This window comes from Streptomyces sp. NPDC034103 (genome assembly GCF_055575395.1).
In genome coordinates, this window is record NZ_JBVISS010000003.1 from 47,532 (window position 1) to 64,437 (window position 16,906).

At 71.5% G+C, this 16,906-nt stretch carries 15 protein-coding genes; 9 read left to right on the top strand and 6 right to left on the bottom strand.

What is annotated here, in order from left to right; genetic code table 11:
* Positions 1-47 precede the first annotated feature (47 nt).
* A complete protein-coding gene (locus ACZ56U_RS06345; RefSeq protein ID WP_469082898.1) occupies positions 48-1,253 on the bottom strand; it encodes a sensor histidine kinase in 1,206 nt (401 codons plus the stop codon).
* Positions 1,254-1,371: 118 nt separating this feature from the next.
* On the opposite strand from ACZ56U_RS06345, the gene ACZ56U_RS06350 reads away from it, so the two are divergent.
* On the top strand, positions 1,372-2,478 hold the full coding sequence (locus tag ACZ56U_RS06350) for an SAM-dependent methyltransferase (RefSeq protein WP_469082899.1): 1,107 nt from the start codon (positions 1,372-1,374) through the stop codon (positions 2,476-2,478).
* Here ACZ56U_RS06350 and ACZ56U_RS06355 read toward each other — a convergent pair.
* Complete coding sequence (locus ACZ56U_RS06355; RefSeq protein WP_469082900.1) at positions 2,443-3,594, bottom strand: NADH-quinone oxidoreductase subunit D; 1,152 nt, start codon at positions 3,592-3,594, stop codon at positions 2,443-2,445. The two genes, ACZ56U_RS06350 and ACZ56U_RS06355, sit on opposite strands and share 36 nt — an antisense overlap.
* Here ACZ56U_RS06355 and ACZ56U_RS06360 point away from each other — a divergent pair.
* Together ACZ56U_RS06360 and ACZ56U_RS06365 are read left to right on the top strand one after the other, a co-directional pair.
* A complete protein-coding gene (locus tag ACZ56U_RS06360; RefSeq protein ID WP_469082901.1) occupies positions 3,593-4,129 on the top strand; it encodes a PH domain-containing protein in 537 nt (178 codons plus the stop codon). The genes ACZ56U_RS06355 and ACZ56U_RS06360 overlap by 2 nt on opposite strands.
* Entirely contained in the window at positions 4,126-5,460 is a 1,335-nt protein-coding gene (locus tag ACZ56U_RS06365; RefSeq protein ID WP_469082902.1) for a PH domain-containing protein, read from the top strand. Before ACZ56U_RS06360 ends, ACZ56U_RS06365 begins: the two co-directional genes overlap by 4 nt.
* Before the next feature lie 169 nt (positions 5,461-5,629).
* Here the strand turns inward: ACZ56U_RS06365 and ACZ56U_RS06370 are convergent, their stop codons facing one another.
* Together ACZ56U_RS06370 and ACZ56U_RS06375 are read right to left on the bottom strand one after the other, a co-directional pair.
* Positions 5,630-7,114, bottom strand: coding sequence for a hypothetical protein (locus ACZ56U_RS06370; RefSeq protein WP_469082903.1), 1,485 nt, complete (start codon positions 7,112-7,114; stop codon positions 5,630-5,632).
* Between the two features lie 220 nt (positions 7,115-7,334).
* The gene (locus ACZ56U_RS06375; RefSeq protein ID WP_469082904.1) at positions 7,335-8,462 is read right to left on the bottom strand and encodes an alpha/beta hydrolase; all 1,128 of its coding nucleotides are present in this window, start codon (positions 8,460-8,462) and stop codon (positions 7,335-7,337) included.
* A 234-nt stretch (positions 8,463-8,696) separates the two neighbouring features.
* On the opposite strand from ACZ56U_RS06375, the gene ACZ56U_RS06380 reads away from it, so the two are divergent.
* From ACZ56U_RS06380 to ACZ56U_RS06405, 6 genes are all read left to right on the top strand, one after another.
* Positions 8,697-10,508: a phosphatidylglycerol lysyltransferase domain-containing protein gene (locus tag ACZ56U_RS06380; protein WP_469082905.1), complete on the top strand. Its 1,812-nt coding sequence runs from the start codon at positions 8,697-8,699 to the stop codon at positions 10,506-10,508.
* 153 nt (positions 10,509-10,661) lie between these two features.
* Complete coding sequence (folP, locus tag ACZ56U_RS06385; RefSeq protein ID WP_469082906.1) at positions 10,662-11,606, top strand: dihydropteroate synthase; 945 nt, start codon at positions 10,662-10,664, stop codon at positions 11,604-11,606.
* The gene (locus ACZ56U_RS06390) at positions 11,603-12,106 is read left to right on the top strand and encodes a nuclear transport factor 2 family protein (RefSeq protein WP_469082907.1); all 504 of its coding nucleotides are present in this window, start codon (positions 11,603-11,605) and stop codon (positions 12,104-12,106) included. The genes folP and ACZ56U_RS06390 overlap by 4 nt, the downstream gene beginning before the upstream one ends.
* A gap of 343 nt (positions 12,107-12,449) precedes the next feature.
* Entirely contained in the window at positions 12,450-12,809 is a 360-nt protein-coding gene (gene folB / locus ACZ56U_RS06395; protein ID WP_469082908.1) for a dihydroneopterin aldolase, read from the top strand.
* Positions 12,806-13,417: a 2-amino-4-hydroxy-6-hydroxymethyldihydropteridine diphosphokinase gene (gene folK, locus ACZ56U_RS06400; RefSeq protein ID WP_391241655.1), complete on the top strand. Its 612-nt coding sequence runs from the start codon at positions 12,806-12,808 to the stop codon at positions 13,415-13,417. Before folB ends, folK begins: the two co-directional genes overlap by 4 nt.
* A 115-nt stretch (positions 13,418-13,532) precedes the next feature.
* Positions 13,533-14,018: a DUF3180 domain-containing protein gene (locus ACZ56U_RS06405; protein WP_469082909.1), complete on the top strand. Its 486-nt coding sequence runs from the start codon at positions 13,533-13,535 to the stop codon at positions 14,016-14,018.
* A gap of 28 nt (positions 14,019-14,046) precedes the next feature.
* Here the strand turns inward: ACZ56U_RS06405 and folE are convergent, their stop codons facing one another.
* Positions 14,047-14,652, bottom strand: a complete 606-nt coding sequence (gene folE, locus ACZ56U_RS06410) for a GTP cyclohydrolase I FolE (protein WP_469082910.1) — start codon at positions 14,650-14,652, stop codon at positions 14,047-14,049.
* A 118-nt stretch (positions 14,653-14,770) separates the two neighbouring features.
* Positions 14,771-16,810 (bottom strand): ATP-dependent zinc metalloprotease FtsH, encoded by a 2,040-nt coding sequence (gene ftsH, locus ACZ56U_RS06415; protein ID WP_469082911.1) that lies wholly within the window; start codon positions 16,808-16,810, stop codon positions 14,771-14,773.
* Between the last annotated feature and the right edge of the window lie 96 nt (positions 16,811-16,906).

The window sequence follows — 16,906 nt, forward strand, 5'->3', positions numbered from 1 at the left end:
GCCGACCCGGGGGTGTGACAGGTGTCAACAGGGGGCGTGCGTCGGCGTCAATGCGCTGGTTTGAGCGGGAGCAGCGCACTGATACGGAACCCTCCGCCGGGACGGGGGCCCGCGTCCAGAGTGCCGCCGACCATACCGACCCGCTCGCGCATGCCGATCAGGCCGTGGCCCTGTCCGTCGGTGCCGCCCTCCTCGTACAGCTCGTGCGGGGCGCCCTTGCCGTCGTCCTCGACGAGCAGGCCGAGGCCGTCGTCGAAGTACACCAGGCGCACGCTGGCGCCCGCGTTCGGCCCGCCGTGCTTGCGGGTGTTGGTGAGGGCCTCCTGCACGATGCGGTACGCCGTGAGCTCGACGCCGCTGGGCAGCGGGCGTGGCGTGCCCTCCACCTTGAAGTCGACGGGCAGACCGGAGGTACGGCACTGCTCGACGAGGTCGTCGATCTGGTCGACGTCGGGCTGCGGGACGTACTCGCCGACCTCCTGGTGCTCGCCGGTGCGCAGCACGCCCAGCAGGCGGCGCATCTCGGCGAGGGCCTGGCGGCCGGTGGAGGAGATCGTCTCCAGGGCCTTCTTCGCCTGGTCGGGCGCGGCGTCGAGGACGTAGGCGGCGCCGTCGGCCTGCACCACCATCACCGAGACATTGTGCGCGACGACGTCGTGGAGCTCACGCGCGATGCGGGCGCGCTCGGCGGCCACCGCGACCTTCGCCTGCGCCTCGCGCTCCTTCTCGAGCCGGCTCGCGCGCTCCTCCAGTTGCGCGAAGTAGGCGCGGCGGGTGCGCATCGAGTCGCCGAGCACCCAGGCCAGGATGAACGGCACGGTCATGAAGATCATGAGCGCCACCGTGCCGACGACGCCCGCCTCCTCCTCCGGCCAGCGCAGCTGTGCCAGTGGCGCCGCGCCGAGGCCGATGATCAGCGCCAGTCTCGACGCCCAGCGGGCGCCGGTCGCCGCCACGGTGTAGGTGATCACCAGCAGCGCGAAGTCGGCGGGCAGCGTGGCCACGTCGAGCACCAGTTGCCCGACACCGAGGGCGACACCCAGCAGCAGCATCTTCTCCGGCATACGCCGTCGCAACGCCACCACCAGGCACAGCAGGAGCGCGACCGGGACGATGAGCGTCTCGGAGCTGGTTCCTGGGGCGTCGCCCGGGGCGGACCCGACGAAAACCACCGAGAGCCCGAACAGGAACACGGCCCAGAAGCCGTCGACCCATGTCGGGTGCCTGCGGAGGAAGTCATAGAGGCGTTGCACGTAACCCAGCGTAGGGAAGCGTGAAGCGTGTATGGGTCAACCGGAGGACCGATCCATGCGCGACCCGTGTACTCCCCAAGGTGGAGGCCCCGTTCCTCTGTGCGCCTAGTCTGGCGCCGTGACGGACGAGACAGCGGGCGAGTGGCGGGGCTGGCGGGCGGCCGCGGAGGCCGCTCTCTACGGCCCTGACGGCTTCTACCGCAGGCCCGAGGGCCCGGCCGGGCACTTCCGTACGTCGGTGCACGCGTCGCCGTTGTTCGCCGAGGCCGTCGCCCGGCTGCTCGGCCGGGTCGACGAGGCCCTCGGCCGGCCCGCGACGCTCGACTTCGTCGACATGGCCGCGGGGCGAGGCGAACTGGCGACCGGCGTGCTCGCCGCCCTCCCCGCCGACCTGGCCGCCCGCACGCGCGCGTACGCCGTCGACCTCGCCGAGCGGCCGCCCGCGCTCGACCACCGGATCGAGTGGCTGTCGAAGCCCCCGCGCGGGATCACCGGCCTGCTCTTCGCCAACGAGTGGCTGGACAACGTGCCCGTCGAGGTCGCCGAGGTGGACTCCGCGGGGGTGGCCCGCAGAGTTCTCGTACGGCGGAACGGTACCGAGCGGCTCGGGGAGCCGTTCTCCGGCGCCGAGGCGGAGTGGCTCGCCCGCTGGTGGCCGCCGGCGGCCGAGGAGGGGCTGCGGGCGGAGGTGGGGCTGCCCCGGGACGAGGCGTGGGCCGACGCGGTCGGGGCGGTCGGGCGGGGGCTCGCGGTGGCGGTCGACTACGCGCACACCGTGGACACGCGCCCCCTGTTCGGGACACTCACCGGTTTTCGCGCGGGGCGCGAGACGGCGCCCGTCCCGGACGGCTCGTGCGACATCACGGCGCATGTCGCGTTGGACGCGTGCGCCGCGCACGCCTTCCATGCACACGCCCCGCGAGCAGGCGCCGAACGCACCCACCCCAAGCCCGCGCGCGCCCTGCGCGAGGGGCGCGTCCTGACACAGCGCGCCGCCCTGCACGCCCTCGGCCTCACGGGCGCACGCCCCCCGCTCACGCTGGCCTCCACCGACCCGGCGGCCTACCTACGCGCCCTCGCGAGCGCCGGCGAGGCCGCCGAACTCACCGCACCCGGCGGCCTCGGAGACTTCGGCTGGCTGCTCCAGCCGGTCGGCATCCCGGACACACCGGGAACACCCCTCGGGGACCTACTTGTCGATGTCCCCGACCACGAAGAACAGTGACCCCAGGATCGCCACCATGTCCGCCACCAGCGTGCCCGGGAGCAGCTCCACGAGCGCCTGGATGTTGTTGTACGAGGCCGAGCGGAGCTTGAGGCGGTACGGGGTCTTCTCGCCCTTGCTGACGAGGTAGTAGCCGTTGATGCCCAGCGGGTTCTCGGTCCACGCGTACGTGTGCCCCTCGGGCGCCTTCAGGACCTTGGGGAGCCGCTGGTTGATCGGGCCGGGCGGCAGCTCGGCGAGCCGGTCGAGGCAGGCGTCGGCGAGGTCGAGGGCGTTGTGGGTCTGCTCCAGGAGGACCTCGAAGCGGGCGAGGCAGTCACCCTCCTGGCGGGTGACGACCTTCAGGGTGCCCTTCAGCTCCTCGTAGGCGAGATAGGGCTCGTCACGGCGCAGGTCGAAGTCGACGCCGGAGGCGCGCGCGATCGGCCCGCTCACGCCGTACGCGTGCACGGTCTCCGGCGCGAGGGCGCCCACGCCCCGGGTGCGCCCCCGGAAGATCTCGTTGCCGAGCACCAGGTCGTCGTACACGTCCATCCGCGAGCGCACGGCGGCGACGGCGGCACGCGCGCGTGTCGCCCAGCCGGCCGGCAGGTCCTCCTTGAGGCCGCCCACGCGGTTGAACATGTAGTGCATACGGCCGCCGGAGACCTCCTCCATGACGTTCTGGAGCACCTCGCGCTCCCGGAACGCGTAGAAGACCGGCGTGATGCCACCGAGCTCCAGGGGGTACGAGCCCAGGAACATCAGGTGGTTGAGCACCCGGTTGAGCTCCGCGAGCAGGGTGCGCGTCCACACCGCGCGCGGGGGGACCTCCATGCCGAGCATGCGCTCCACGGCGAGGACCACGCCCAGCTCGTTGGAGAAGGCCGACAGCCAGTCGTGGCGGTTGGCGAGCATGATGATCTGGCGGTAGTCACGCGCCTCGAAGAGCTTCTCCGCGCCCCGGTGCATATAGCCGATCACCGGCTCCGCGTGCTGGATCCGCTCGCCGTCCAGGACGAGCCTGAGGCGCAGCACACCGTGCGTGGACGGGTGCTGGGGCCCGATGTTGAGCACCATGTCGGTGCTCTCCGCGGCGCCGCCGATACCGACCGTGGTCTCCGTCGTAGGAGTCATGGACACAGTCTCCCCTACGTACGCTGGCCCCATGGAGACGGGGAACGGGCCGGGCGCGGAGGTGGCCGACGGCGAGCCGGTGTGGATCGGCCTGCCGCCGGGACTGCTGCGGATGCGACGACTGCTGCTGGTGGTGTGGCTGGGGTTGCTGAGCATCGCGGCGGGTGCGCTGCTGAACCTGTTCGCCGGCCCCGCGTGGGCCGCGCTCGCGCTGCTGCCGCTCGCCCTCATGGCGTGGGGCTGGGTGATGCTGGGCCGCAACTGGGCCTCCTGGCGGTACGCCGAGCGCGCCGACGACCTGCTGATCAGCCGGGGCGTGCTGTGGCGCGAGGAGACGGTCGTGCCGTACGGGCGGATGCAGCTGGTCGAGGTCACCTCGGGGCCCGTCGAGCGGCACTTCGGGCTGGCCAGCGTGCAGTTGCACACCGCCGCCGCGGCGACCGACGCCACCATCCCGGGACTGGAGCCGGCCGAGGCGGAACGCCTGCGCGACCGGCTCACCGAGCTCGGCGAGGCACGATCGGCGGGCCTGTGACGGCGCCGGGAGTCGACGACGACGTCACGCGGAAGCTGCCGGTGACCGAGCGGCGGCTGCATCCCGTGACGCCGCTCCGGCGGGCGTGGGCGCCGGTCGCCGTGCTCATCGGATGGGCGGTGCACGACCCCGACCAGACGCAACGGCAGCTGACGCGGCTGACGCCCACGACGCTCCTGATCGGCCTCGCCGTGCTCGTCCCGGCCGCCGCCCTCTACGGCTTCCTCACCTGGTGGTCCACCCACTTCGCGGTGACCGAGTCCGAACTGCGCATCCGTACCGGCCTGGTGTTCCGGCGCGCCGCGCACATCCGGCTGGAACGCATCCAGGCGATCGACGTCACGCAGCCGCTCCTCGCGCGCGTGGCGGGTGTCGCGAAGCTGAAGCTCGACGTCATAGGCGCGGACAAGAAGGACGAACTGGCCTTCCTGGGGGAGCGTGAGGCGCGTGCGCTCCGCGCGGAACTCCTCGCGCGCGCCGCCGGGTTCGCACCCGAGACGGCACACGAAGTCGGCGAGGCGCCGGCGCGCGAGCTGCTGCGCACGCCCCCTCGCGATCTCGCCATCGCCCTCGTCCTGACCGGTGCCACCTGGGGCACGCTGGCGGCCGCCCTCGTCGTACCGTCCCTGCTGTGGTTCGCCACCCACAGCCTGTGGACGGTCCTCGCGACCGGCGTCCCGCTGCTCGGCGCGGCGGGCGCGAGCAGCGTGGGGCGGTTCGTCGGCGAGTACGACTGGACCGTGGGCGAGTCGCCCGACGGGCTGCGGATCGACCACGGGCTCCTGGACCGCACCCACGAGACGGTGCCGCCGGGGCGGGTGCAGACCGTGCGGATCGTGGAGCCGTTGCTGTGGCGGCGGCGCGGCTGGGTGCGGGTCGAGCTGGACGTGGCCGGGTCGTCCAACTCCGTGCTGGTGCCGGTCGCCGCCCGCGCGGTCGCCGAGGCGATCGTCGCGCGCGTGCTGCCCGGCGTGACCGTGCCGCCCCTGTCCGCGCTGTCCCGGCCCCCGCGGCGCGCCGGGCGCTGCGTGCCGTTGTGGTGGCGGGGCCACGGACTCGCCGTCACCGACGCCGTGTTCGCGGCGCGGGTGGGCCTGCTGCGCCGCAGCCTCGCCCTGGTCCCGCACGCCAAGGTCCAGAGCGTGCGGCTCTCGCAAGGACCCTGGAAGCGCCTCTGGCGGCTCGCCGACGTCCACGTGGACACGGGTGCCAACAAGACCGTCACGGCTCGCCTCCGGGACGCCGAGGAGGCCGCGGAACTGCTGCGCGCACAGGCGGAAAGATCCCGAACGGGCCGCCGTGACGCCCGGCCGGACCGGTGGATGGCCTGAGGGGAGCGCCCGGTCGGACCGGCGGTCGGCCTGAGGGGGCTGGGCTGATCGGACCGGTGAGTGGCTTGCCGGGGGGCACCCGGTCGGACAGGTGGATGGCCTGAGGGGCCGACAAACGCGAACCGCGCGGCCCCCTCAGGGCACCGCGCGGTTCTCGGCCACGCCTCGTTCAGGACACCGCGCTCCGCAGCCCCTGTACGTCGATCTGCTCGGTCTCGTCGTGCGCCGTCAGGTCGATGACCTGGCCGATGCCCCGGGACTCCTCGCCGGCCAGCCTGAACTGTGCCTCGGACTCGGCCTTGTGGAGAGCGAGCGCCTCCTGGCCGACCACGTCGGCGAGGTCCTCGTTCTGCACGGACTCCAGCGCGGCGGACGCCTTCTGCGTGCCGAAGAAGTCGAAGCCGCCCTCGCCTGCGGCGCGCCGTGCGGGCGCGGTCGGCGCGACGGCCACCGCGGTCGGCGCGACGAAGTGCCCGGAGGGCGGCGCGGCCTCCGACGGGCCCGGCTTGGTCTGCGGGGTGACGGCGGCCGCGCGCTCATGCCCGTCGACCGCCGCGGGCTTCCCCTGCGCCTCGTCCTCCTGCGCGGCCTCCACCCGGGAGTCACCGGAGTCGCGGGAGGCCCGGGATGCGCCCACCTCGGCGGCGAGGGGACCGGCCTGCGCCGGAACGTCCTTCGCGGGACCGTCGCCCTTGGGGCCGCCGTCGCCGTCCGGGGTGCCGTCGCCCTTGGGGGAGCCACCCTTGGCCGAACCGTCGTGGGACGAACTGTCCTTGGCCACGCCGTCCCGCACCGAGCCGTCCTCGACGGCACCCTCAGGCGCGTCGTCCTGGCCCGAGCCGTCCCCGGCCGAAGCCTCGCCGGCGCCCTTCTGTGCCGCAGCGCCTTCCCCGTCAGCGAACCGCGACAGCGCCACCTTCGCCCGCAGGAACAGCTTCGAACCCTCGGGCGAGAAGATCGCGGGAGCCTCCGACTCGTCGTCGCCTGAGTCGCCGGAGTCGCCGGAGGCACCCGAGTCACGGGCCTCGCCGGTCCCACCGGCCTCACCGGTTCCCGCAGTCTCAACCATCTCGACCGTCTCGGCGGCCTCCGCCTCCCGCGCCGCGTCGGCATCGACGTCGCCCTCGACCGGGGCAGCCACAGCCCCGGCCCCCCGCGCGACGGCGACCGGCACAGGCGGCAACGCGCGCGCCGGTGCCGTGGCCCCTATCTCAAGCAGTCGGCGGCCCTCCAGCGCGCTCGCCCGCTCCGTCTCCGCGGTGGCGTACCGGCGCAGCAGGGCGGCGTGCTCGTTGCGCAGGCCCGCCAGTTCGGTGCGCTTGGCCCGCAGCCGCTGCTCCAGCTTGGCGCGCAGCTCGCGGGACTCCTCGATGTCGGACTCCAGTTCGGCGACCCGCTCCTCGAACCGCCACTCGTCGCTCGCACGCGCGCGTATGAGGTCGGCGACCTGCTTGCCCGCCAGGGTGTCCCAGCGGCGCATGACGGCCGCACCGACGACCGCCGTCGCCGCGGCCACCGCGGCGACGACACGCAACACGGCCGGCTGCGAGAACACCCAGGGGCCGAAGGCGCAGACGACGGAGACGCCTGCGATCGCCGACGGGGGAAGCAGCCTGTGCAAGGGCGGGGAATGGCGATGACGTCCACGTGGCATGGCCAGAAACTTACCGCGCGTAAGCGAATCATGGTGCCCCGGCCCGTAAAAACACAGCCATCCCGCAGCCTTCACACGACATCAGGAATCAGACCCGCCACCCGATTCGAGAAGAGGACCGCGTCTCACAAGATCATTTCCCGTCGCGTGCCTTCTCGACGATCTTGACCCTCTCAACCTTCTCAGCCCTCTCGGCCCTCTCTCAGCCCTCTCGACGATCTCAACGGTCGCTCAACCGCCCGCTCATCCACTGAAGCGTCGCCGGAATCTCACGCCGCCAGGTGTTGAAGTTGTGCCCGCCGCTTTCGAGGATGATCGACGAGATACGGGTCAGGTGCGTCGCCTTCACCCGGTCGATGAACCGCAGCGTGTCCTGGTAGTTCGACTCGCCGATCCTGCTGCTGCTGACGAGCAGTGAAGTGTCGGGCGCGGGCCGGTGCTTGAGAAACCAGAACAGGTTCGCGCGGTGGCGCAGTTCCTTGTCACCGTGGAAGAGATCGCCGGTGGTGGGGTCCAACGGCGCGTTGTAGTACGGCGAGAGACCCGCGCCCGCGGCGTACACGCCGGGGTGGTGCATGGCGAGCTTCAGCGCGCAGTAGCCGCCCGTGGAGTCACCGATGATTCCCCAGCTGCCCGGCTTCTTTCCCACCCGGTAGTGGGCGAGAACGGCGTCGGGCAGGTCCTTGGCGAAGAACGACTCCGCCTGGGGTCCGTTCGGAATGTCGACGCACTCCGTGTCCCGCGGCGGTGCCACGGTGGGGCGCAGCATCACCAGGATCATCGGCTGCATTCGGCCCTCCTTGGCGAGGCCCAGCGCCGTGCTCGGGTAGTGGAGTTTGTCGACCAGCGACTGGGCGGTGCCCGGATATCCGGTGAGGACGACGGCCGCGGGAAAGGTCCGCGCGCGGTACTGCGGCTGGAAGTACTCCGGCGGCAGGTAGACGAAGGCGGACGTGGCGAGGTGCGTCGTACGGCCGACTATGGCCACCTTCTGGATCTGGCCGCCGTTCTCCGGCCGCGCGCTCCCGGCCTCCCTGACCTTCTGGATGTCCGTCACCTGGAGCGGGCCGCCCGAGCCGCCGTTCGCCGTGTGGTCGACGACCACCCCCTGCTCATCCTCCTGCCCGAACAGGTCGGCCCAGCTGGCGTAGAACCCGAAGGCCTGGTTGGCGGCGAGCCCGACCGCCGCGAAGAGCGCCAGCTGGGTGGCCAGGAGCAGGCCGACGCGCCCGCCGACGGCACGCCAGCCGCGCCGTGACAGCCGTGGCCACAGCCAGACCGTGCCGACGAACAGCAGCACCGCCGAGCCGACCGCCAGCACCAGGACGTTGTTGCTCGTGAGACCCATGGTTGGTTTCCCGCCTGCGCTTTCTGCCCGTGCCGGGACATCTCCCTCGGATCTTCGCGAGGGCTTGTCCGGCCCTTTTCCCGGCCTTTGAACCGGCTTTGGGGAAGTGAGTGAACCTCTCCCCCGGAGACACCGTCCTAGAGGGCGCAATGTCGCCGGATGCCCGATGCGGGCCCGGATCCAAGGTCTCTCGCGGAACAATGGGATGCGATGTCTGTCAGGACAGATGACGAAATGTCGGTCGGGGTTCCGAACCGACCGCGGTGGGCACGACACACGCTGCGTGGCCCGCGGCCCGAGGCCGTCCCCGTCCTGGTCGCCAGAGCCTGCGCGGTCGTGGGCCTGCTGGACATCGCCGCGGGCGTCTTCCCGCGCTTCCGGCACAGCCGGATGCACACCCTGGCCGAGGTGCTGCCCGGTGCGCTCGGCCCGTTCGCCGCGGCGCTCTCGATGAGCGCGGGCATCCTGCTGCTCCTGCTCGCCCACGGCCTGCGGCGCCACAAGCGGCGGGCCTGGCGGGCCGCCGTGGTCCTGCTGCCGGTCGGCGCCGCGGCGCAGCTGACCTACCGCCACTCCCCGGTCGGCGTGCTCATCTCGCTCGCCCTGCTCGCGCCGCTGCTGATCCACCGCGACCAGTTCGCGGCCCTGCCGGACCCGCGCAGCCGGTGGCGCGCGCTCGCCAACTTCGTCCTCATGGGCGCCGGTTCGCTCTTCCTCGGCCTGATCATCGTCAGCGCCCACCCGAGCACACTGGTCGGCGACCCGAGCCTGGCCGACCGCATCACCCACGTCCTGTACGGCCTGTTCGGCTTCGAGGGCCCCGTCGACTACCAGGGCAACACCTCCTGGACGGTCGCCTTCTCCCTCGGCGCCCTGGGCCTGCTCACGGCCATCACCACGATCTACCTGGCCTTCCGCCCCGAACATCCCGCCGCGCGCCTCACCGAGGACGACGAGGCCCGCCTGAGGGCCCTGCTGGACAAGCACGGAAGCCGCGACTCCCTCGGTCACTTCGCGCTGCGCCGCGACAAGGCGGTCGTCTTCTCGCCCAGCGGGAAGGCCGCGGTGACCTACCGCGTCGTCTCCGGCGTGATGCTGGCCAGCGGCGACCCCATCGGCGACGTCGAGGCCTGGCCGGGCGCCATCGAGCGGTTCATGGACGAGGCCAAGGCCCACTCCTGGACCCCCGCCGTCATGGGCTGCTCGGAGACCGGCGGCGAGGTCTGGACCCGCGAGACCGGCCTGGACGCCCTCGAACTGGGCGACGAGGCGGTGGTGGACGTCGCGGATTTCTCCCTCGCCGGGCGCGCGATGCGCAACGTGCGCCAGATGGTCAAGCGCATCGAGCGCGCCGGTTACGAGACCCGCGTACGACGCGTCCGTGACCTCGGCGACGCCGAGCTGGAGCGCATCCGCCGCGCCGCCGACGACTGGCGCGGCACCGACACCGAGCGCGGCTTCTCCATGGCCCTGGGCCGCATCGGCGACCCCACCGACGGCGACTGCCTGATCGCCACCGCCCACAAGGCCGACGCCGAGCCGGGTGAGTACGGCGACCTGAAGGCGATCCTGCACTTCGTGCCCTGGGGCACCGACGGCGTCTCCCTCGACCTGATGCGCCGCGACCGCTCCGCCGACCCCGGCATGAACGAGCTGCTCATCGTGGCGGCCCTCCAGGCGGCTCCGAAGTTCGACATCACGCGCGTGTCGCTGAACTTCGCCATGTTCCGCGCCGCCCTCGCGCGCGGCGAGAAGATCGGCGCCGGCCCGGTCCTGCGCGCCTGGCGCGGGCTGCTGGTCTTCCTCTCCCGCTGGTTCCAGATCGAGTCCCTGTACAAGTTCAACGCCAAGTTCCAGCCCCGCTGGGAGCCCCGCTTCGTCGTCTACCGGGCCTCCGGCGACCTGCCCCGCATCGGGTTCGCCGCCATGCAGGCCGAGGGCTTCGTCAACCTCGCCCTCCCCCTGCCCCGCTTCCTGCGCCGTCGCCGGACCAGCGCACGCGCGTGTGCCCACGTCGTCGGCGAAAGAGACGTCCGCGCGGCATGACACCGCACGACCCCGGCCGCGGATCGGCCGGCGCGCCATGAGACCGGCCCGAGCGGAGGCCCCGCCCCCTCCTCCAGCCCGAGGGGTTTCCGCTCGGGCCCCGCACTCCGGGCTGACGGCCGTGGCGCCCCTTTCTGGGCCTAGGCTGAACGTATGAGCAAGCAGAGCGGACGCGGGCGCGTCGCCGGCCTTCCCGAATGGGACCGCTGCGCGGTCATGGGAGTCGTCAACGTCACCCCCGACTCCTTCTCCGACGGCGGCCGATGGTTCGACACGACGGCCGCCGTCAAGCACGGCCTCGCCCTGGTCGAGGAGGGCGCCGACCTGGTCGACGTGGGCGGCGAGTCCACCCGCCCCGGCGCCAGCCGCGTCGACGAGGCCGAGGAGCTCAGGCGCGTCATCCCCGTCGTCCGGGGCCTCGCCTCCGAGGGCGTCGCCATCTCCGTCGACACCATGCGCGCCTCGGTCGCCGAGCAGGCCCTCGCCTCCGGCGCCGCCCTCGTCAACGACGTCAGCGGCGGCCTCGCCGATCCCGCGATGATCCCGGTCGTCGCCGACTCCGGTGCCCCCTTCGTCGTCATGCACTGGCGCGGCTTCCTGGAGGGCGGCAACGTCAAGGGCGTCTACGCCGATGTCGTCGCGGAGGTCGTCGACGAACTGCACGCGCGCGTGGAGGCCGTCCTCGCCGGCGGGATCGCCCCCGACCGCGTGGTCGTCGACCCGGGCCTCGGCTTCTCCAAGGACGCCGAGCACGACCTGCTGCTCCTCGCCCACCTCGACCGCCTGCTCGCCCTCGGCCACCCCCTCCTCGTCGCCGCCTCCCGCAAACGCTTCCTCGGCCGCGTCCTCGCCGGCCCCGAAGGCGCCCCGCCCCCCGCGCGCGAGCGCGACGCCGCGACGGCCGCCGTCTCCGCCCTCGCGGCCCAGGCCGGCGCGTGGGCGGTACGCGTGCACGAGGTGCGCGCGACGGCGGACGCGGTACGGGTCGCACGCGCCGTGGAGGGGGCGCGCGCCTCGTCCCACGGGGCGCAGGCCTCCCCGCTGACGCCCGCCCCCGCCCCTACCTCCGCCCCCGACTCCCCCGAAGGCCCCCGGTGAGCGCCCCCCATACCGATGTCGAGCAGGTGGAAGCCGCCAACACCACCTACTACGAGGCGATGGAGCGCGGCGACTTCGAGGAGCTCTCCTCGCTCTGGCTCACCCCGGCCGACCTGGGCGTCGACGAGGAGTACCACGACCCCGCGGACGCCGGCGTGGTCTCCTGCGTGCACCCCGGCTGGCCGATACTGACCGGACGCGGCGAGGTCCTGAGGTCGTACGCGCTGATCATGGCGAACACCGACTACATCCAGTTCTTCCTCACCGACGTGCACGTCTCCGTCACCGGCGACACCGCGCTCGTGACCTGCACCGAGAACATCCTCAGCGGCGGCCCCGCCCCCGAGGGCGGCGAGGAGCTCGGCCCGCTCGTCGGACAGTTGGTCGTCGCCAGCAACGTGTTCCGCCGCACCCCGTCCGGCTGGAAGCTCTGGTCCCACCACGCCTCCCCCGTCCTGGCCGAAAACGACGAGGACGCACCGGACGACACCCCCTCCTGAGCGGGTAGGCGCACCACAGGGCACCCAGGGACGCCCCACGCCCGGCCGCCCGGAAGGACCTCCCACCAGCGCCCCACCGCAACGCCCACACGAACCAAGGAGTGGTTGGAATCACGGAGCCCGGGGTAGGGGCGGCTACCAACTGCGGCTACCAACCCGTCCACCAACCGTGAGCCACCGGCTTCCCCAGGGGAAACACACGATGAAACCTCCTGGCCCCGGCCCGGGCCGCGGCCCCGTGGCCCGGCCCTGTCGGTGCCCGCAGGTAGATTCGTTCGAGGCCGGTGTGCCGCCCGCACCCGGTACGAACCGGCCATTACCGACGATTGCAGGAGTGATTCGCGTGGATCGTGTCGCGCTGCGCGGCCTGAAGGCCCGCGGGCACCACGGTGTGTTCCCCAAGGAACGCGAGGAGGGCCAGACCTTCATCGTGGACCTCGTCCTGGGACTGGACACCCGGCCGGCCGCCGCCGACGACGACCTGTCGAAGACCGCGCACTACGGGATCGTGGCGGAGGAGGTCGTGGCCGTCGTCGAGGGCGAGGCCGTCAACCTCATCGAAACGCTCGCCGAGCGCATCGCCCAGGTCTGTCTGAAGCACGAGGGAGTCCAGGAGGTCGAGGTCTGCGTCCACAAGCCGGACGCACCGATCACGGTCCCCTTCGACGACGTGACGATCACCATCACCCGGAGCCGAGCATGACCGCCTCGTTCACCAAGGGCCACAGCGACCCGACCGTCCAGCCGGTGCCGGCCTCCGTCGTACAGCAGGTCGACGCCGCCGACACCACCCTCCACAACCCGCAACGCGCCGTGATCTCCCTCGGCTCCAACCTGGGCAACCGCCTGGAGACCCTCCAGGGCGCCATCGACGCCCTGGAGGACACCCCGGGCGTACGGGTGAAGGCCGTCTCCCCCGTGTACGAGACGGCGCCGTGGGGCGTCGAGCCCGGCAGTCAGCCCTCGTACTTCAACGCGGTCGTCCTGGTGAAGACCACCCTTCCGCCGTCCTCGCTCCTGGAGCGGGCGCACGCGGTCGAGGAGGCCTTCCACCGGGTCCGGGACGAGCGCTGGGGCCCGCGCACGCTCGACGTCGACATCGTGGCCTACGCCGACGTCGTCTCCGACGACCCGACGCTCACCCTCCCCCACCCGCGCGCCCACGAACGCGCCTTCGTCCTGGCGCCGTGGCACGACGTGGAGCCGCAGGCGCAGCTCCCCGGCGTGGGCCCGGTGTCCGGCCTGCTGGCCGACGTCACCCGAAACGGTGTGGAACCCCGCGCGGACCTGGAACTCCGGCTGCCCGAATAGTCGTTAAGGTCAAGACAACCGTCATCAATCGTCAAGCCGGCCGTCGAGGCAAGCGTCGGGACAGCCGTCAGGACGACCACTGTCCGCGGGCATCCGGGGGAGCTGAAGGGACACCGTGAGAGAGCTGCGCATCAGGCTGCTGGCCGGCGTATTCGTCGTCGCCGGAGTCCTGTCCTGGGCGGGCGCCCGCCTGTGGAACTCGATCGGGACCCTGCCCAGCGTCCCCCTGGCCGCCCCGATCGTCCTCGCGCTGATCGCGGTGGTCCTGGCCGCCACGGCGCTCTCGATCCGCTCCCGCCTCAAGGCCCAGCGGGAACGGCGCCCGGAGGCCAAGGGCGTCGACCCCCTGATGGCGGCTCGCGCGGTCGTCTTCGGCCAGGCCAGCGCCCTGGTCGCCGCCCTTGTCGCCGGCATGTACGGCGGCACGGGCGTCTTCCTGCTGGAGTCCCTCGACATCCCCGCCCGCCGCGACCAGGCCATCTACGCCGGGTTTTCCGTGCTGGCGGGCCTCGCCGTGATAGCGGCCGCCCTCTTCCTGGAGCGCGTCTGCAAGCTCCCGGAGGACGACGACCGGAACACGGGGGCGGCGTCGGCGGCGTGAGGCCCACCAGGGCCCCCTGACCCTCAGGTCAGCGCGCCAGTATCAGGCTCATCGCCTCGGCTCGCGTCGTGGCGTCCCGAAGCTGCCCTCGCACCGCCGACGTGGTCGTCTTGGCGCCGGGCTTCCGAATACCGCGCACCGACATGCACATGTGCTCGGCCTCGATCACGACGATCGCGCCACGCGCCTCGAGGATCCGCATGAGCGAGTCGGCGATCTGTGTGGTGAGTCGTTCCTGCACCTGCGGCCGCCGAGCGAACACCTCCACCAGGCGCGCCAGCTTCGACAGGCCGGTGATCTTGCCGGTCTCCGCCGGGATGTACCCGACGTGAGCGACACCGTGGAACGGCAGAAGATGGTGCTCGCACAGGCTGACGATCTCGATGTCCTTCACCAGGACCATCTCGTCGTGACCCAGGTCGAACGTCGTCGTCAGGACGTCCTCGGGCTCCTGCCGCAGCCCCGCCAGGAGCTCCCGGTAGGCCCGGGCCACCCGCGCCGGCGTCTCCCGCAGCCCCTCCCGGTCAGGGTCCTCCCCCACGGCTATCAGCAGCTCACGCACGGCGTTCTCGGCGCGTTTCTCGTCGAACTCTCCGATCGAGCCCTCGCCGGCCAGCGTCACGGGGTCGGTCATCTCTGCCTCGTTCCTGGGTGTACCTGCCGATACGGCCGAAAAGCACCGCGCCCCCCAGGCTAGATCCTGGGGGGCGCGGCATCCATTCCGGGCCGGTGAGGTCACCGGGGTCGGAGTGTCAGCTCTCCGGACGGTCCTCGGGGGCGGGCTCGGCCACGGGGGCCGTATCCGTCACCGTGGACTTCGCCGTCGTGATCGCCGGCGTCGCGCCGTTGGCGCCGTTCGTCAGTGCGAGTTCCTTGGGGGAGAGCACCGGCGGACGGGTGGACGGCGTACGGCGGGAGGAGCCGGTCCAGGCCGGACGCGGGGGGCGCCTGACGATGGTGGCGAAGATCTCGGCGATCTCCTCCTTGCCCAGCGTCTCCTTCTCCAGCAGCTGCAGGACGAGGTTGTCGAGGACGTCGCGGTTCTCGACCAGGATCTCCCAGGCCTCGTTGTGCGCGTTCTCGATGAGCTTCTTGACTTCCTCGTCCACCAGCGCGGCGACCTCTTCCGAGTAGTCGCGCTGGTGAGCCATCTCACGTCCGAGGAACGGCTCGGTGTTGTCGCCACCGAACTTGATGGCGCCGAGTCGCTCGGTCATGCCGTACTGCGTGACCATCGCGCGGGCCGTCGCCGTGGCCTTCTCGATGTCGTTCGCGGCGCCCGTGGTCGGGTCGTGGAAGACCAGTTCCTCGGCCGCCCGGCCGCCCAGCATGTAGGCGAGCTGGTCGAGCATCTCGTTGCGCGTGGTCGAGTACTTGTCCTCGTCCGGGAGCACCATCGTGTAGCCCAGGGCACGGCCGCGGGACAGGATGGTGATCTTGTGGACGGGGTCGGAGTTGGGGGAAGCCGCCGCGACCAGGGCGTGTCCGCCCTCGTGGTACGCGGTGATCTTCTTCTCCTTGTCCGACATGATCCGGGTCCGCTTCTGCGGGCCCGCCACGACACGGTCGATGGCCTCGTCGAGCATGTGGTTGTCGATGAGCTTCTTGTTCGAACGGGCCGTGAGCAGCGCTGCCTCGTTGAGGACGTTGCTCAGGTCCGCACCGGTGAAGCCCGGCGTCCGGCGGGCGACCGCCGAGAGGTCGACGTCCGGCGCGACCGGCTTGCCCTTCTGGTGAACCTTGAGGATCTCCAGACGGCCCTGCATGTCCGGGCGGTCGACCGCGATCTGGCGGTCGAAGCGGCCGGGACGCAGCAGTGCCGGGTCGAGGATGTCGGGCCGGTTCGTGGCGGCGATCAGGATGACGCCGCCCTTCACGTCGAAGCCGTCCATCTCGACGAGCAGCTGGTTCAGGGTCTGCTCGCGCTCGTCGTGACCACCGCCGAGGCCGGCGCCGCGATGGCGGCCGACCGCGTCGATCTCGTCGACGAAGACGATCGCCGGGGCGTTCGCCTTGGCCTGCTCGAACAGGTCACGGACTCGGGAGGCACCGACACCGACGAACATCTCGACGAAGTCGGAACCGGAGATCGAGTAGAACGGCACCCCGGCCTCGCCCGCGACGGCACGCGCGAGCAGGGTCTTGCCGGTACCGGGCGGGCCGTACAGCAGTACGCCCTTGGGAATCTTGGCGCCGACGGCCTGGAACTTGGCCGGCTCCTGAAGGAACTCCTTGATCTCGTGGAGCTCCTCGACGGCCTCGTCGGACCCCGCGACGTCGGCGAACGTCGTCTTGGGGGTGTCCTTGGTGATGAGCTTGGCCTTGGACTTCCCGAAGTTCATGACTCGGGAGCCGCCGCCCTGCATCTGGTTCATCAGGAACAGGAACACGACCACGATGAGGACGAAGGGGAGCAGGGAGAGCAGGATCCCGACGAAGGCGTTCTGCTTCGTCGGCGAGACGGTGTACCCGTCGGGGATCTGCTTCTGCTGGTACTTGCCCTGCAGGGTGTTGGCGATGTCGACGCCCTGGTCGCCGATGTAGCTCGCCTGGATCTTGGAGCTGCCCTCGACCTTTTCGCCGTCCTTGAGCTGGACCTTGATGGTCTGCTCGTCGCCGGTGGTCAGCTTGGCCTGTTCGACCTTGTTCTCATTGATCGCCTGGACGACCTGGCCGGTGTCCACCGTCTTGTAGCCGCCGGACGAGCCGACAACCTGCATCAACACGACCACGGCAAGGACGGCCAGCACGATCCACATGACCGGCCCACGGAAGTATCGCTTCACGTCCATCCACACGGAGCGAATTCGCCCCGTCCCTCCTGCCATAGTGAGTTTGATAAGACAGTTCTTCTGACGGTACCCCAGCTTTGTCGCCCGAAGCCGCAC

Coding starts and splice junctions, on each gene's coding strand:
- ACZ56U_RS06360 (WP_469082901.1), top strand. CDS start 3,593: ATGGACACAGTCTCCCCTACGTACGCTGGCCCCATGGAGACGGGGAAC.
- ACZ56U_RS06355 (WP_469082900.1), bottom strand. CDS start 3,594: ATGACTCCTACGACGGAGACCACGGTCGGTATCGGCGGCGCCGCGGAG.
- ACZ56U_RS06370 (WP_469082903.1), bottom strand. CDS start 7,114: ATGCCACGTGGACGTCATCGCCATTCCCCGCCCTTGCACAGGCTGCTT.
- ACZ56U_RS06375 (WP_469082904.1), bottom strand. CDS start 8,462: ATGGGTCTCACGAGCAACAACGTCCTGGTGCTGGCGGTCGGCTCGGCG.
- ACZ56U_RS06380 (WP_469082905.1), top strand. CDS start 8,697: ATGTCGGTCGGGGTTCCGAACCGACCGCGGTGGGCACGACACACGCTG.
- folP (WP_469082906.1), top strand. CDS start 10,662: ATGAGCAAGCAGAGCGGACGCGGGCGCGTCGCCGGCCTTCCCGAATGG.
- folK (WP_391241655.1), top strand. CDS start 12,806: ATGACCGCCTCGTTCACCAAGGGCCACAGCGACCCGACCGTCCAGCCG.
- folE (WP_469082910.1), bottom strand. CDS start 14,652: ATGACCGACCCCGTGACGCTGGCCGGCGAGGGCTCGATCGGAGAGTTC.
- ftsH (WP_469082911.1), bottom strand. CDS start 16,810: ATGGACGTGAAGCGATACTTCCGTGGGCCGGTCATGTGGATCGTGCTG.